The organism is Haloarcula mannanilytica (assembly GCF_005406125.1).
Taxonomy (GTDB): domain Archaea; phylum Halobacteriota; class Halobacteria; order Halobacteriales; family Haloarculaceae; genus Haloarcula; species Haloarcula mannanilytica.
This window is the reverse complement of record NZ_BIXZ01000005.1, coordinates 211,121-225,934: the sequence shown is the minus strand read 5'-3', so window position 1 is coordinate 225,934 and position 14,814 is coordinate 211,121. Positions and strand designations below refer to the sequence as shown.

Sequence of the window (14,814 nt, the reverse complement as noted above, 5' to 3'; positions counted from 1 at the left end):
TGATATATGCCGGGCTTCGCCCCGGAGATGGTGACGCCGCTGCGTCGTCAGACGTAGATACAGCCTTCGCTTTCGGGGCCTGCTGCAGGGGGTCTCGCCCCGTCGGCCAGCCGGCCCGCCGAAACCGCAGCGGCCAGCGAGTCCAGCGCGTCGTGGTTCCCGAGGTAAGTGTCGCGGTGCTCGCCGACGGTGACGCTGCAGGCTTCGACCGCCGCGACGTTCGCTTCCCGGCGCTGTCGGGGGTCATCGACGTTCTTGTACCCCTCGCGGTAGCAGCCCAGCCAGCCGAACGTCGCGGCGGGGTACACCTCGGCGACCAGCGTGTCGGCGTCCCAGCCCTGCATCGGCACGACGGCTGTCGTCTCGTCGTCTCGCAGCGGCCCGAGTACGTCCCGGACACCGTAGAAGGTCATGCTGCGGGTTCGATTTGTGTACGGACACAGCGCGCCGCGGCGGAAGTCCGTCTCCCGGCGCAGGTCCCGGCTCCCGGTCGCCATCTCGGCGGTGTGACGGCACGCCTCGGAGAGCGAGCCCGGGTCGGTCGGGCCGCTGCCGCTTGCGAGCCAGTCGACGAAGCCCGACCAGGTCCCCCCACACTGCGCGTCCAGCAGCGCCTGGGGCAGGCTGAACGGGAAATCCAGCCCGACGGTCCCGACATCGTCGTCCGTGATGCGGTCGAGGAGGCCGGCATGGGCCGTCTCGCGGTCCCGACCCCATTCGTCTGTCGCGCGGTAGCATCGCTGTACGTCCAGGCCCCTCTCCGTCGGCGTCGCTTCCGTAACCCAGAGTGCGTCGCCAGCGGCCGCTGCGCCGCTGAAGTCCACCCCGAGGACGCGTTCACTCATACCTCTGAGTGCGGCGGTGACGGCATCAATGTTGGGACTGCCAGGAGCGGAGCGAACACTTCCCCGTCCGTAAGGGGTTTGTCCCCGACGGACCAACGGAATAGTATGCCAGCCACTATGGAGGTCGTCTGCACGGACGACAGCTGCGAACTCGACATGTTCGAGATGCACTACACGTACGATATGCCGGACGATGTCGAACTCGCGGCCTTTTCCTGTCCGTACTGTGGCGGGACGGACTGCCTCGACGAAATCGAACTATGATGCGCGACATCGGTTCGTCCATCAGCAACGCCATCTTCGAGAACATCGGCCGGGCCGCCGGTCGGGTCCAGGAGAACAAGCCGCTGCCGTCGGACCTGCTGGAATCGGACGACGCCTACCTCATCGTCTTCGACGCGCCCGGCACGACGGCATCGGACATTCAGGTCCGGTACGTCGACGACCGCGTGGAGGTCCGCATCGACCGCTTCCGTGACTTCTACGACGGCTTCGAGATGCGCTACCCCGGTCGCGGGCTCGCACTCGACGGGAGCGTCACCCTCCCGGGCGATGCCGTCGTCGACCCGGAGACGGCCCGGGCGACGCTCAAGAGCAACGGAACCCTCCACGTTCGTGTCCCGAAAGCCGAGACGGACCACGACGAGGACGACGCGACCGATGTCGGTGTCGAAACCGACGACGGCGGGGCGGACGAAGGACACGAAGCGGATGCGGACGGCGAAACGGCTGATGTGGGCGACGCGGCCGACGACGAGGATGTGGCCGACTCAGCCGACGCGGGTGAAGATGACGAGACCGACGCCTGACCAATCAGTATATATTTTCTTACAGCGTATTCACTCGTTCCAGTCCCGCGTCGGGTCATCCAGCGCGGCGAACGTCTCGGAGCCGTCAAACCGTGTCGGGTCGACGCGCCCGGGCAGATGCTCGGAGAGCGGATTCGGGCGGTCGAGTACGGCCGCCGCCAGATAGTCGCCCATCGCCGGTGCGCGCATGAGCCCGTGGCCCTGCCAGCCGGTCGCCACCCACAGGCCGTCGACGACTTCTCCGGCCAGTGGCGCGCCGTCAGGCGTCGCGGTGCAAAGGCCGGCCCAGGCCCGGTCACACGCCGGTCTGAGTGCCGCCGCTTCTTCAACTCGATTGAGGCTCCGGTCGACGAACTCGGGGTCCGCGTCCGGGTTCCAGTCCGCCGGGTCGACCTCGTGTGCGCCATCGCCGACCAGCAGCGCGTCGTCTCTCGGTCGCCAGTAGAACTCCCGCGTCGCGTCGTAGAACGACGGGAGAGCGGCGTCGACCGGGTCGGTTACGAGCGCCTGTGCTCGGTAGGCCTTCAGCGCGAGCGAGACGCCAACGTCGGCGACGAGCGGCTTCGTTTCCGGGCCGGCCGCGACGACCACCGCATCGAACGTCCGCGTCCCACACGGGGTTTCGAGGCTCGTCGGCGAGGCCAGCGACACCGGGGTGTGCGTCTCGATGGTCGCACCGTTCGCTCGGGCCTGCTTGGCGAGCGTAGCCACCACGGAATCGGGGTTGAGCACGCCGGCGTCGCGGGCGAGGCCGGCCACCTCGATACCGCTGGTATCCAGCGCGGGGTAGCGGTCCCCGAGTTCTGCTGGCGTCAGTGTCTCGACCACGACGCCGTTTCGCTGCATCTGTGCGATTTGCTCGCGGACGGCCGTGGCGTCGCTCCCGTCGCGCGCGACCCAGACGTAGGGCTGGGGGTCGAAGAGGTCCAGGTCGCGGTAGCGAGACAGGGCGTCCGCGGCGACGGCGGCGTCCACGTCGTCAGCGAAGGCGTCGTAGCAGAGGCCGGCCGCGCGGCCGGTCGCGCCGCTGCCCAGTTCGTCGCGTTCGAACACCGTCACCGAAGCGCCGCGGCGGGCCAGCGCTGTTGCGGTGGACAGGCCGACGGCCCCGCCGCCGACGACGGCGACGGTCATCTACAGGAAGGGGTCGAGTCCACGCGCCGGATAGCCGACGATAGTGTCGACGCCGATGTCGCGGAGCCGTTCGGTTCGTTCGGCGACTGTCTCGACGGAGCCGACGAGCGCGTAGTCGCGGACGGCCTGTGTGAGTACGTCTCTGGCTCGCCCCGTCGCGCGGCTGTCCGTCGGTGCGCCGTCGGGCAGCGCATCTCGGACCGGACCGCGCCGAGCCGCGTAGTCGCCGACGGCGTCGAGCACTGCGTCCTCGCTGTTCGAGAGCACGAGCGGGGCGTAGACGGCAATCGACCCCTCGAAGCCGGCCGTCCGGAGGGTCTGCACGTCGCGAGCCGTCGTCCGGGAGAGGAGTTCGTACTGCGTGCCCCCGACCGCCAGCGCGAGGCGCTCGATGCCCTCGGTGCCGACCCAGGGGTTGCTGGCGTCGTCGACGGCCGCCCGTAGTCGCGGTGCGACAGCCCGCGAAGCCTCGTCCTCGGAGAGGTACGCGCTGTGGCCGGCGACCAGCACGCGCCCCGCGTCTGCCGGCAGTGCGTCGAGCGCGCTGTCGTCGCCCAGCGGGTCGAAGCCGTCGGCCCGGACCGGCGTGGTGACGCGTACAGTGGCGGTCGACGCCAGCCGCTCGATGGTGTTTGGCTCCGGGATGTGGGTCGGCCCCTCGTAGTCGATTGCGAGCGTGTCGACATCCAAATCAACCGCTCGCGAAACGTCGACTTCTGCGGGTTTGAGCGCCACTGCGTCGATGCCGGCGGCCGCGAGTGTCGCACCGGTAAGCGTGGTCATCCAGTACGCGACCAACGGCGCGGGGTCGCAAAATCCTGTCGTTATCGAGCGCGAGCGCGGCCAACGGCCCCGCGTCACTCCACCTCGTCGCGCACGCTCGGCGGCAGGTCGTCGTCCGGCCCCATGTACCGGTCCGGCTCGGGCGGCATCCGCCAGTCGGTCGCCAGTTCGAGCAACTGGACGAGCATCCGCGCCGTCGCGCCCCAGACGGTGTAGCCGTCGACGTAGAAGAAGTGGAGCCGAATCTCGCCGTAGTGGGGGTGGTCACGGTGCTCGGACTCGTAGTTGTCCAGGTCCGTCAGCTCCGACACCGGAAGCGGAACGACCTCGGCGACCTCCTCGTCCGACGGCAGATAGTCGCGGTCCGGAATCCGCCCAACGAAGGGGCGCACGGAGTAGTGCGTGATAGTTCTGATGTCGTCCAGCCGGCCGACGACGTTGACCGCCATCGGGTCGAGTCCGATCTCCTCGTTTGCCTCCCGGAGCGCGGTCCGCAGCAGGTCCTCGTCCTCGGGCTCGCGGCCGCCGCCGGGGAACGACATCTGTCCGGGATGGTCCGGGAGGTGGTCAGCGCGTTTCGTGAACAGTATTGACTCGCCCTCCGGCCGCGTGACGACCGGGGCGATGACGGCCGCCTCCCGTTTCTCATCGTCAACGACGACTGGCTCGTGGGCCGCGACCCGGTCGAACTGCATAGTTCTTGGTAGGTAACGATCCGTCTTAATTCGCGTGGCTCGGTCTCATGAAGTGTATAATTAAATGGCAGCACGCCAGCGACCCCGTTCCGGCCCTTCGGAACCGTCTCCCCGATAGAACCCGCGATTGCGTATCCGAAGGACCTCTCACACGTCGTCGAGCCGATCACGAAGAGCGTCCATCTCGACGTTCTCCCAGGCTTCGATGTCGTAGCTCACGTCGAGCAACGTCTCCACGCGGTCCTCGTCGCCGTTCTTGACGGCCATCACTGCGTCCTCTCGGAACCGGGACTTGACGGCCTCGATGACGGCGTCACGAGAGATGTCGCGGGACGGCACGTCCATGATGTGCGGGAGGTCTTCCGCGCCATCGGGCAGGGCCGGGAACGCGACCGGGCCGACTACCAGCAGCGTTTCGTCGGTGTCTGCGGCGTGGTCGTCGACGGCGACGAGGTGGTACGAGTCGATAGCGTCGTCGATGGCCGCCGCGACTGCGTCCGGGTCGGCGTCGACGCCCTGCTTGAAGGCGAGTTCGCCACAGGCGTCGACAAGCTCCGTCCTGGTGAGCGAGCCAAAGAGGTCGACGACGCCGGCCAGCTCGTCCGGTGGCAGGTCCATACAGGTGACGCGGCACCGAGCGGCTTCAGCCTTTAGGCTCGGGCTGCGCTCGGCAGTCGGCCGTCGAGGTGCAGCGACACCATGGCAACGAGGACGACGAGCAACGCCAGCCCCATGCCGCGAAGCAGCGTTGGAAACGTGACGCCGGCGTCGAGCAAGCTTCCGACGAGCGCGCTTCCGGGGGCTTGCATTACCATCATGCCCGCGCCGTAGGTGGCGTAGGCGCTCGCGCGGTGGCGGTCCGGGAGCGACCCGAGCAGGTACGCGTCCACTGCCGGGAAGATGCTGTGGATGATGTAGCCGACGACGACGCTGAAGACGGCCAGCGACCAGAAGCCGGTCAGCGTCGGCATCACCAGCACGCAGCCGGTAAAAGCCGCCAGTATCGTCAGGAGATACGGAATCGACGGGAGGCGGTCGGCCAGGCGGCCGCTGATGTAGAAGGCCGGCACGCCGGCTCCGAACGCGAGCGACAGCAGCATCCGGCCGGACCCCGCAGTCAGACCGACGCTCGTGGCGTAGGTGACATAGAAGTTGAACAGGCCGTTCCAGACCAGTCCCGCGACGCCGATGGTGGCGACGCTTGTAGCGATGATATGCCACTGGGCGCGGGCCGCCCCGAGCAGGTCGCTGTCTTCGCTCCCGGCGTCGGGCAATGAGGACCGCTTCGCGATGATGGTGAAGGCGACGGTTATCAGCCCTGCGGCGACGGCGATCCCCTGCAGCGCGGTCCGCCACGTCCCGACGATGAGGACGAACGAAATCAAGGCCGGCGCACTGACGGCAGCGAGCTGTGAGGCGACGCCGTGTTGCCCGAGCGCGCGGCCGGGGCGCTCCGGATACAGTTCGCTGACCAGCGTGTTCGCCGCGGTCAGGTAGACGCCGCTTGCAATCCCCATGGCGAACGCGCCGACGAGCAACAGCGTCGGGTCGAACGCGAGCGCGGTGAACGTCGTCCCGAGCGTCAGCACGACACCGGAGCCGAAGATGACTTTCGCCCGCGATATCCGGGTCAGCAGGACGCCGGTGGGTATCCGCGGGAGGGCGCTCCCGGCCCAGACCATCGTCGCGAGCAGTCCGAGCGTCGCGTCGGACGCACCCGTTGTCGCCCGAATCGGTTCGATAAGGGGCGCAAAGACGACTCTGGCGAGGTTGATGCAAAACACCAACCCAAGCAGCGATCCGAAGACACGGCGACGAGACACGACCGGCGATAGGCGGGAAAAGCTGAACAACGTTCCGGAACGCCGCCACGGGGTTTTTACACGCGGGTAGCACACTGGCAGGTATGGACTCAGTGAGGAAGGCCCTCCGCGCCGGCGATGTCGAGAAAGACAACTACGGACGGCTCTCCTGTACCAGCTGTGACGAACCGCTCGCAACGGAGAACGACCCGGACGAGGTCGGGAAGGTGCGCGTCTGTCCCGAGTGTGACGGCAAGTGGAAGGAGCTCAGCTAGCTACTCGAAAACGGCGTCGAACGCGTCCGCACCGAGCGGTTCGTACCGTCCCGCATCGACGTTCTCCCGGGCGTGCTCGACCGAGCCCGTGCCGACAAGGGAGCAGGTCACGCCCGGCGCGCTGCGTGCGAAGTTGATAGCACGCTGTGCGCTCGTCTCACCCGAGAGCTTCGCTGCTACGTCGTCCGGGATTTCTGCTGCCAGTTGTCCCTGCATGATCGAAGCGCTGGTGAACACGTCCAGGCCGGCCTCGTGGGCGAACCACAGCGCCGACTGCGGCCCTTCCGCGCCGTCGTGGGATTCGACGGTGAACGCGTCGGCCATCGCGACGTTGAACGGCAACTGAATCGCCCGGAGATGCGTCGCCGCGTTGCCGACCGTCGCCGCCGCCGCCCGAGCGCGCTCAACGACCTCGGGCAGCGAGAGGTAGCTGTCGTGGTCGGCGGGCACGCGGAAGGCCTGCCACGTCGCGACACCGTAGTGGTTGATGTCGCCGGCCGCCGCTCGCTCCTCCAGTTGCTCGAAGGTCGCCTCTAACTGGTCGTAGACATCCTCGCGGGAGTTCGATTGCAGTTGCGTCTCCGGGTTGTGGACGTAGTAGAGGTCGATAGTGTCCAGTCCGAGGTTCGCCAGCGACCGGTCGAGTTGGTCGTCGATGTAGTCGGGCGCAATACAGTGCTGACCCGCCACGAGGTCGCTGCGGTCGATGGTGCCGGTGTCAAGGTACTCCGACCGGACGAACGCGCCCGGGTTGTCCGGGCGCTCCCCGTCGAATGGAATGAAGCCCCCCTTTGTCGCAACGGTGATCGCCTCGCGGTCCACAGCCGCGTCCGCGACGGCATCACCGACGACGCGTTCCGAGCGCTGGTGGCGGTAGTTTATCGCCGTATCGACGACATTGATGCCCGATTCAAGCGCCGTGACGATTGCATCGTGGTACTGGTCGTCTCGCTCATCGGTCGGGTCGCCCAGGTACGTGCCGACGCCGATACTGGAGACGACACCGTCACCGAACCGCCGGTAGAACGTTCGCGCGAACTCGTCGTGGTCGTCCCGGTACGCCCAGGTCGCCTCCCGTGTGGCCATACCCGGCGTTGGTGGGGCTCCGACAAAAGGGCGGAGATTCACCGCGCTGTGGGTGCGACCTATCTGCTGGTTACAGCTCGCCGGACATCGCGTCGAACACCCGCTCGCGGAAGTCTTCCCGGGAGATGCCGTCGCCAGGGCCGAGGCCCGCCATGTGTTCGACCGGGACCTTGCCGCCACCCATCCGGGCGTGGCCGCCGCCCTCGGCCATCGGGATGTCGTCGACGACGGCTTCTATCGCTCGACCGATGTGGACGCGGTCGTCCCGGGAGCGGCCCGCGATGCGCATGGTTCCTTCCTTCTCGCCGACGACAACGACCGCCGAGACCCCCTCCAGCGTCTCCAGTTCGTCAGCGGCCTGTGGAATCGCGTCCGTGTTCGACACCTTGCCGACATCGCTGAACGCGTAGGGTGCCCGTACCTCGCGGTCCTTGATTGCCCGGGATTTCACGTCCAGTACTTCGGCGTCGACCTGCGGGTTTGCGATACGGTTGAGCTGGTCGTTGTCCATTCCTTCATAAAGGAACGCAGCGGCCGCAAAATCCTCCGACTGGCAGCCGTTGGTCAGCGACTTGGTGTCCGACTGGATGCCGTACATCAGCCCCGTCGCGAGCGCACAGGGGATGGTGTCCGCCGGGGCCGTGTCGATGTCGATACCCCCGCTCCCCTGCGTGTCGCTGAATTCGAACTCCAACTGATTGAAGTAGCTCGCAAAGATGGTCGCACAGGCCCCGTAATCGGACCGCACGTCAGTGAACTTCTCGCCGGTTCCGTTGCCGGGATGGTGGTCGATGACGGCCACCGGCTCGATCTCCTTCGCACCGGGGAACCCGCGTGCGGTGTTGTGGTCGACGAGGACGACTGCCTCCTCGTCGATGTCATCGATTGCCTCGATGTGGTCGAAATCCAGGTCTAAGACCGTCTGGAAGGCCCGGTTCTCCGGGCGGCGTATCTCCCCCGAGTACAGCAGCGACGTTGACGTGTCGGTGCCGGCGACGAGCTGATTAACGGCCAGAGCAGAGGCCATCGCGTCCGGGTCCGGGTTCGGGTGCATCAACACCGCTATCTCGTCGTACTCCGTCAGCACGCGGCGCAGTCGCTCGCCGGGCGTCCGGCTGAGATACCGATACAGCCAGACGCTAGCACCGAGGAGGGCGATGAGCGCCACAGCGACACCAGCGACCAGTAGCGGGTTCTCGCTAGCGTACGCCGCGGCGGCGCCGATCTGCAACCCGCCGGCGGCAACGCGAGTCATACCACGCTGTTCGCCAGCCTGTCAATAATAAAGTTCGCCCCGATATCGTCAGTTTTGCCGGTACTCTCGGACGGCGTCGCGATACCCCTCCCGGAAGGTCGGGTATTCGAACTCGTATCCCAGATTCCGCAGGCGGTCGTTCGAACACCGCTTGCTGGTCTGGATACGGCGCTTTGCCGTCGCCGAGAGGCTGTCGTCGGCAAGCCGTTCCTCGGTCGTTTGCTTCGGCGGGAACGGGACATCACACTGCTCGGCCAGCCAGTCGGCGAAGGCCCACTTCTCGACGGGTTCGTCGTCGACGACCAGCACCACCTCGTCGCGGTGGTCCTCGGTCAGGATGTGTCGGACCGCGCCGGCCGCGTCGGCCTGGTGGACCATGTTCAGATAGCCGGCCGTCACCGGTCCCTCCAGGTACCGCTCCAGTCGGTAGCGGTCCGGACCGTACAGACCAGCGAAGCGAGCGACTGTGCCGTGGCCGCCGTGTTCTACCGGGCGCTCACGGGCGATCCGCTCCGCTTCGGCCAGCACTTCGGTCTTCTCGGTCTGTGGGTCGAGCGGCGTTTCTTCGTCGACCCATGCGCCGTCGTGGTCGCCGTAGACGCCGGTGCTGGAAGTATATACGAGTCGTTCGGGCGGGTTCGCCCGCGACCAGAAGTGGTCGATAGCCGTCCGGAGTCCCTCGACGTACACTTCGCGGGCGGCCTCGGCACCGCGGCCGCCGGAACTCGCGGCGAAGACGAGCCAGTCGGCGTCCGGCACCGCGGACAGCGACTCGGGGTCGGTCACGTCGGCCTGGACCGCTTCGAAGCCGGCGTCCTCGATAGCCGCGATACCGTCATCCGAGCGACGAACGCCAACGACCTCGTGGTCGTCCCGCAACTGCCGTCCGAGTTCGAGACCAACGTAGCCACAGCCCAGGATGGCGACGCGTGCCGTCACCGCTTTTCCCCCTCGATGTGGCTGTGCAGGAGGGCGTACTCGGACAGTGTCACCGGGTAGCGTCCTTCGATTTTCTGCTGGATTTCCTTCGGTTCCAGTTCGTCGTCGATGCCCGAAGCTAGCGATTCAACGTCCATCACCGCCGTCGTCATCCCCATCAGGAGGATATCCTGTGCCTCGGCCTGCAACGCGTCGGCGTCTGGTCGGTCCGGGCCGGTCGCCAGCACGGCGACTGCCTCATCGAGCGTTCGGTCGGCGATATCACCGTCGGCGAACAACTCAACCGTCGCCCGGTTGAGGCCAGTCGCGTCGACGACGCCCTCGACGCCGACCGTCTCGACTGTCTCGGCCAGCACATTTCCGTAGGCCGCCAGTAACTCCTCGGCCGACTGCTCGCCGGCATCGGGAAATTCGCCTCTAAGCATGCGCGTCGGTATGGCCCGGGGGTATTTTACTTCGGTTATGCGACCCGAGTTTAGTTGCCTGCGTCCGGCCACCCGCTCGATTCCTCCACGGCGTTCCCGTCCTTGTCGCCGACCCCGCGCGGTTTGGGCGGCACCACGACGACGACGCCCGTATCGGCCCTGAACGAGACCCGGTCGGCGGTACCCAGCCGCTCGGCCGCTCCGTCGTCGTCCACATCGAGCGTGACGTTGTGCCCGTCGCGGGCGTAGGTGGTCCGTGCGCCGGGGTCGCCCGGCGACCCGTGGTTCGCCGAGACGGCGAACCTGGCGTATTCGCCCTCGACGGTCACCCACCAGATGTTCGCCGTCGCGTACCACGGGGTAACCGGCGGTGCCAGCGGCAGTCCCGCTGGAAGCCTGTCCGTCCCGAGTCGCTTCTTTGCGATCCGCTGGGCCCTCTGTTTGCCGGCGTCGGCAAGTGCCTTGCTCAGTTCGTCCTTTGCGACGGTCCGGACTGCCGAGGCGGTCCCGTTTGTCGACCCCAGCGTCGGTTTCGTCGCCGGGGTATCGACCGCAAGCAGCGTCAGGCGGAGCCGGTCCCGCTCGACTCGTGTGAGGTGCAGTCGGCCACCGGCGACACGGACGACCCGCTCTTGGGCGGAGCCATTGGTCAGCGCCAGCGCTCTGGCCTCTGGGGTCTCCCATGCCGACATCGCCTCGCCCACGATGGCTCTGCTCTCTCCCTTTCCGGCGTCGGTATGCTGGGAGACTGCCAGCCAGAGTTGTGTCGTCATCTCCCCGTTCGCTACCCGTACTTCCCCCCGGAGGTCGTCCCGCTTGGCGGCGAGCGTGGTAGTAGACTCGTTTTCGAGGGTCTCGTTCGCGGCCGCGAGCGTGTTCGCCGCCGTTGCGAGGCGTACCCTGTCGACCGATTCAAACGCTCCGCCAACGACGGCGTCGGCGGCATCGCCGTACGGGACCGTGAATACGTTCGCGTTCCGTGCCACCAGCGGGTGCTCGCTGCCCTCCAGCGCGCGATACCGGCGTTCGTCCAGTTCAGCCAGCGTCAGATACGGGGTCTGCGTATCGACCCGCGTTCTGACGGGACCGGCAGGGCCGACCGGGACTGGACGGGACCGGGCGGCGCGAGTCTCGCGGGCCGTTAACCCTTTTCGGAGGGCACGCAGCGAGCCATCGGTGCGCTCAGTTAGCTGCGTGTCGACTCGTTTGCGGTTGCCGTCCCGCGCCGTCGCCTGCGCATCTAACTCCGTCAATACCGCGTCCAGATAAGTCAGTCGGGCCGCGATGCGTGCCTTCTGGGCCGTGCTGTCGTAGGTGTCCGGCACGTCCGAGAGGTTGGCCCGTCGCTGCATCAGCCGCTCCCGGAGTTCCTGTGGCGGATTCGTCTCGAAGGTCCCGACGCTCCCTCGCTCGACGGAGACGGTCGTGTTCCGGACCGACGCACGCAGGCCCATCAGATCCCGGTACACCCAGTCGTCCAGTTCCGGCGGTCGGTCGGCCGTCACTGTTGCCTCCGTCCGACCCAGGCTGTCGGCGACGACTCGTTCGGCGACTCGATCCCGACCGCCAGCATCACTGACGAGCGTGTCCATGGCTTTCGGTTCCACGTCAGCGAGGTTCGACCCATTGAGCGGGCTTGCCCTCGCGTCGTGGGCGGTCCGAATCGAGCGGTTCGGTGCCGGCGAGCGGCCGTGGTGCCGGCCGACGACGGCGACGGACACGCGATAGCGCGCGGTACTCGACGCGGTGGTGTATGTGCGGTCCGGACCGCTCTGCCAGACACCGGTCCGCGTGTACCGACGCTCGACGGTCCGGCTGAACGTCTCGACCGTGTGCCAGCCGTCTGGCGTTCCGACGCGGTCGCTGGCGTTCCCGACCGCTACTACCGAGGCAGTCGTCCGGTCGCCGACCAGTGTCCAGTTCGAGCCCGGCGACGGCGGCTTACCCGGTGGTCCCCCGTCACGCTTGGACTTGTGGACTTCCAGCGCGACCTCGACGGTGTAGGCGTCTTCGAGTGTCTCGTTAAGCGTCGATGGGACAGTGACGGTCCGGAACACGCTCTCGGCCGTCCCGTTGATGCCGACGGTCATCGAATCCTCTGGACCCGGCCCCGGTCGATTGGTGGTCCTCGGACGTGGCGGCGTCTCACTCATCGGCTTGTACTCGGCCTCATCGAGCACGGTGCTGGAGGCAGCGGTGCCCCTGCTGCCCCGAACGATGTCTTCGATTCCGGTCACCGCTGTTGCCTCTTTCAGCGCGCGCCGTCCGGCGGGGTCGCTACGTCCGAAGGTCGCGCGTTGGACGCCCAGCAGCGCGCCGTTTGCCGCCAGCGAGACGTGTCGGTTCGCGACGACGTTCTCGATGCCCGCGCCGCCGTATTGTGCGTATCCTCTCGCCCACGCAATCGGATACAGCCGCGCCGTCATCCGCTGGCTCAGGCCCGGCTTGTCTAGGCCGTTGTTCAGCCGCGTCTGGTAGGTCGATACCTGGTCGTGGAGCATGAGCGCCTGCGTCGGAACGACGACAGTCGGCGAGACGTGCCGCGTCGAAACGACCTCACCGTTCCGCCGGACCGTGAGCACGATATTCTCGACCATCGCCCGCATCGCGGTCCCGTTCGGTCCGGCACGCTCGACCGAGACGCGGTGTTTCGCTGCTCGGAGGTCGCTCGCGTTAGCAACTTCTGGGAGACTCGCTGTCACAGTCACGTCGCCACTCCGACCGTTGACTTCCGCCAGTCGGTCCGCGACCTGGAGATACGCGCGGATCCGGAGCGAGTCCCGGAACGCCGTCGAGTCGTTCAGCACCCGACCGATGGGTGTGTCGGCGGGCGTCACAACCGGATTCGCCGCCGCCCGCCGACCGGCTGCCGAGACACCGTCGCGCACGGCGACTTGTGTCTCCGCTGTCGCCTGATTTAGCGCCCGCTCGACGGCCGTCTCGCTCGGTGCTGGTTCGGTGACGAATGTCGGGGCCAGCGTGAGACTGCTTACCAGCAGGAGGACGCCGAGCAGCGAGAACGGGACCCGACCGCGGGTGTCGTCTCTCACGGTGACCACGTCCTGACGGTCACGCGGACCCGACTCGTCCGGACGGTTCTGGCGGCGTCCTCGGGCGATTCGTACCGTGACCGCATGTCTGCTCGAAGTCGCGCGGCGAGCGCCGCGGTCAGTTCACGGTTCATCTCGGCCGTCGACTGGTGTTCAACGGCGACGCCAGCATCCGTCAGTTCAGCCATGCGCTCGTACCGTGCCCTCATCAGCACATCTGAGGGGTAATCGCCCCGGAGCGCGTACTTCGACTGCGTCGGTGGGAACAGGCCGTCGACGACGTTCCGGGCCACCACTGTCGCCACGCCGTCATAGCCGGCCGTCTCCGCTGCTTCGTGGACCGGCTCCGAGATATTCCCCATCCCGCTGGGTACCGTCACCGTCGCGGCTCGGACATCGACAGTAGCAGGCGGCCGGTCACCGACACGATACTCGCTTTTGACAGGCGCACCTGGATACGGTGACCAGGCGACGCGGACAGACGTTCTGTGCCCCGGGCTGTGGAGCCTGTCACGCGTCGTCGCCCCCACTTTCGACTCGAAGTCCGTTCCGGTGCGTGACAGCCGCTCGCCGTCGACGGTGACGCCGCTCATCGCTGCCTCGCCGAGCAGTTCCGCGACGGTCCCGTGGCTGGTTCGCCGTCGAAGCGTGGCATCCTCGGGTGGCTTGCGGCCATCGGACGCCGGAACCACCAAGTCGTACTCAACGCTCGCCGTACTCGTCGCCAGCGTCGACGCCTGTGTCGCCGCGGGGTTCGTGGTCGCTGGCTGGTCGACGCCGACGCCGCTTGTGACGGCCCCCGCGGCTGCCCCGACGAGCAGGAGAAACACCGTCACGTCGGCGACGGCGCTCATCGCCCGGGTCATCGCCACACTCGCACGGCGAGCGTTCCGGGGCGGACCGAACCCGGTTCGACCTGTACGCTCACCGTTCTGGTCTCGGTGTCGGCGCTGTTCGGTGGCTCTCGGCCAGCACTCCACCGCTCGCCGGTCGTCGCGGTGACGGTTGCGTTGCCGTGGTAGTTCGCCGGCATCGAATCGAGTCCCATACTGAGCCGTTCCGGCTGAACGATGCCCGCCGAGGTTATCTGCTGTTCCACGGCGTCAGCGGTCGGTGTGGCGATGTTGCGGTCGTCGTCCAGCGTTCCGAACGCGTCGTCCAGCACGCCAGCGTACAGCGACACGCCGAGAGTGACGGCGAAGACGGCCACGAGCGCGGCTAGCGGTTCCGTCGTCGCCCTAGCCGACGATGGTGACATCGGTCCCTCCCCAGGCGACGTGCCTGACCGTCAGTTGGTCGGGGGCCGGCCGCCAGTCAGTGTCTGCGTTCCGGACCTCACGGATGTCTCGGCGGAACGTGTCCGGTGTGTCGTACGCACCAGCGGGGCGCTTCCCGTCCAGCACTGCCCGTAGCTGGTCGGTCCGTGCCGGGACAACTGCTCGAATCAGCCGGGCAATGGCTGTCCCGCCGTCGTTGCGAAGGCGTATCTCCCGGTTGGTGAGTATCCATTCCTCGGCGATCAGACCTCGGTGTGTAACGGACCCTGCCGGGCTGGTAGTGACTTCGTCGATGGTCGCCGCCGCTCCCGTCGCGTCCGGCGGTGCGGTCGTCGGCAGGCCGACGACGACCCCCAGGACAGCGATACTCACCGTCCCCAGGCCGACCCAGAGATACAGCGTATCGACGTGTGTCTCGAACATGGACAGCCCTGGTCGC

17 protein-coding genes are annotated in these 14,814 nt (G+C 67.2%); 3 read left to right on the top strand and 14 right to left on the bottom strand.

From position 1 onward, the window contains the following. Window positions 1-47: 47 nt before the first annotated feature. Entirely contained in the window at window positions 48-845 is a 798-nt protein-coding gene (locus Harman_RS14860; RefSeq protein ID WP_137684561.1) for a DUF429 domain-containing protein, read from the bottom strand. A gap of 105 nt (window positions 846-950) precedes the next feature. Between Harman_RS14860 and Harman_RS21610 the strand changes: the two genes are divergently transcribed. Together Harman_RS21610 and Harman_RS14855 are read left to right on the top strand one after the other, a co-directional pair. Beyond that, entirely contained in the window at window positions 951-1,109 is a 159-nt protein-coding gene (locus tag Harman_RS21610; protein WP_004591253.1) for a DUF7559 family protein, read from the top strand. Continuing rightward, on the top strand, window positions 1,106-1,654 hold the full coding sequence (locus tag Harman_RS14855) for an Hsp20/alpha crystallin family protein (RefSeq protein ID WP_137684560.1): 549 nt from the start codon (window positions 1,106-1,108) through the stop codon (window positions 1,652-1,654). The genes Harman_RS21610 and Harman_RS14855 overlap by 4 nt, the downstream gene beginning before the upstream one ends. Window positions 1,655-1,684: 30 nt before the next feature. Here the strand turns inward: Harman_RS14855 and Harman_RS14850 are convergent, their stop codons facing one another. From Harman_RS14850 to Harman_RS14830, 5 genes are all read right to left on the bottom strand, one after another. Next, window positions 1,685-2,788, bottom strand: coding sequence for an NAD(P)/FAD-dependent oxidoreductase (locus tag Harman_RS14850; protein ID WP_137684559.1), 1,104 nt, complete (start codon window positions 2,786-2,788; stop codon window positions 1,685-1,687). After that, window positions 2,789-3,571, bottom strand: a complete 783-nt coding sequence (locus Harman_RS14845) for a DUF7388 family protein (protein WP_137684558.1) — start codon at window positions 3,569-3,571, stop codon at window positions 2,789-2,791. 74 nt (window positions 3,572-3,645) lie between these two features. Next, window positions 3,646-4,266, bottom strand: a complete 621-nt coding sequence (locus tag Harman_RS14840; protein WP_137684557.1) for an NUDIX hydrolase — start codon at window positions 4,264-4,266, stop codon at window positions 3,646-3,648. A gap of 147 nt (window positions 4,267-4,413) precedes the next feature. After that, window positions 4,414-4,884, bottom strand: coding sequence for a DUF7109 family protein (locus tag Harman_RS14835; protein ID WP_137684556.1), 471 nt, complete (start codon window positions 4,882-4,884; stop codon window positions 4,414-4,416). Between the two features lie 32 nt (window positions 4,885-4,916). Then, window positions 4,917-6,053: an MFS transporter gene (locus Harman_RS14830; RefSeq protein ID WP_137684594.1), complete on the bottom strand. Its 1,137-nt coding sequence runs from the start codon at window positions 6,051-6,053 to the stop codon at window positions 4,917-4,919. 119 nt (window positions 6,054-6,172) lie between these two features. Here Harman_RS14830 and Harman_RS21605 point away from each other — a divergent pair, with 119 nt between their 5' ends. After that, entirely contained in the window at window positions 6,173-6,343 is a 171-nt protein-coding gene (locus Harman_RS21605) for an HVO_0758 family zinc finger protein (protein ID WP_004517187.1), read from the top strand. On the opposite strand, the gene Harman_RS14825 is transcribed toward Harman_RS21605, so the two are convergent. From Harman_RS14825 to Harman_RS14790, 8 genes are all read right to left on the bottom strand, one after another. Further along, on the bottom strand, window positions 6,344-7,429 hold the full coding sequence (locus Harman_RS14825) for an aldo/keto reductase (RefSeq protein WP_137684555.1): 1,086 nt from the start codon (window positions 7,427-7,429) through the stop codon (window positions 6,344-6,346). Between the two features lie 70 nt (window positions 7,430-7,499). Continuing rightward, window positions 7,500-8,684, bottom strand: coding sequence for a DHH family phosphoesterase (locus Harman_RS14820; protein WP_137684554.1), 1,185 nt, complete (start codon window positions 8,682-8,684; stop codon window positions 7,500-7,502). 48 nt (window positions 8,685-8,732) lie between these two features. Beyond that, window positions 8,733-9,623: an SDR family oxidoreductase gene (locus Harman_RS14815; protein ID WP_137684553.1), complete on the bottom strand. Its 891-nt coding sequence runs from the start codon at window positions 9,621-9,623 to the stop codon at window positions 8,733-8,735. Next, a complete protein-coding gene (locus tag Harman_RS14810; RefSeq protein ID WP_137684552.1) occupies window positions 9,620-10,048 on the bottom strand; it encodes a DUF5791 family protein in 429 nt (142 codons plus the stop codon). The genes Harman_RS14815 and Harman_RS14810 overlap by 4 nt, the downstream gene beginning before the upstream one ends. 50 nt (window positions 10,049-10,098) lie before the next feature. Beyond that, entirely contained in the window at window positions 10,099-13,107 is a 3,009-nt protein-coding gene (locus Harman_RS14805) for a DUF7286 family protein (protein ID WP_137684551.1), read from the bottom strand. Beyond that, complete coding sequence (locus Harman_RS14800; RefSeq protein ID WP_200830907.1) at window positions 13,095-13,964, bottom strand: DUF7284 family protein; 870 nt, start codon at window positions 13,962-13,964, stop codon at window positions 13,095-13,097. The genes Harman_RS14805 and Harman_RS14800 overlap by 13 nt, the downstream gene beginning before the upstream one ends. Then, the gene (locus Harman_RS14795) at window positions 13,961-14,356 is read right to left on the bottom strand and encodes a DUF7285 family protein (RefSeq protein ID WP_137684550.1); all 396 of its coding nucleotides are present in this window, start codon (window positions 14,354-14,356) and stop codon (window positions 13,961-13,963) included. The genes Harman_RS14800 and Harman_RS14795 overlap by 4 nt, the downstream gene beginning before the upstream one ends. Next, window positions 14,337-14,798 (bottom strand): DUF7283 family protein, encoded by a 462-nt coding sequence (locus tag Harman_RS14790; protein ID WP_137684549.1) that lies wholly within the window; start codon window positions 14,796-14,798, stop codon window positions 14,337-14,339. Before Harman_RS14790 ends, Harman_RS14795 begins: the two co-directional genes overlap by 20 nt. Window positions 14,799-14,814 lie beyond the last annotated feature (16 nt).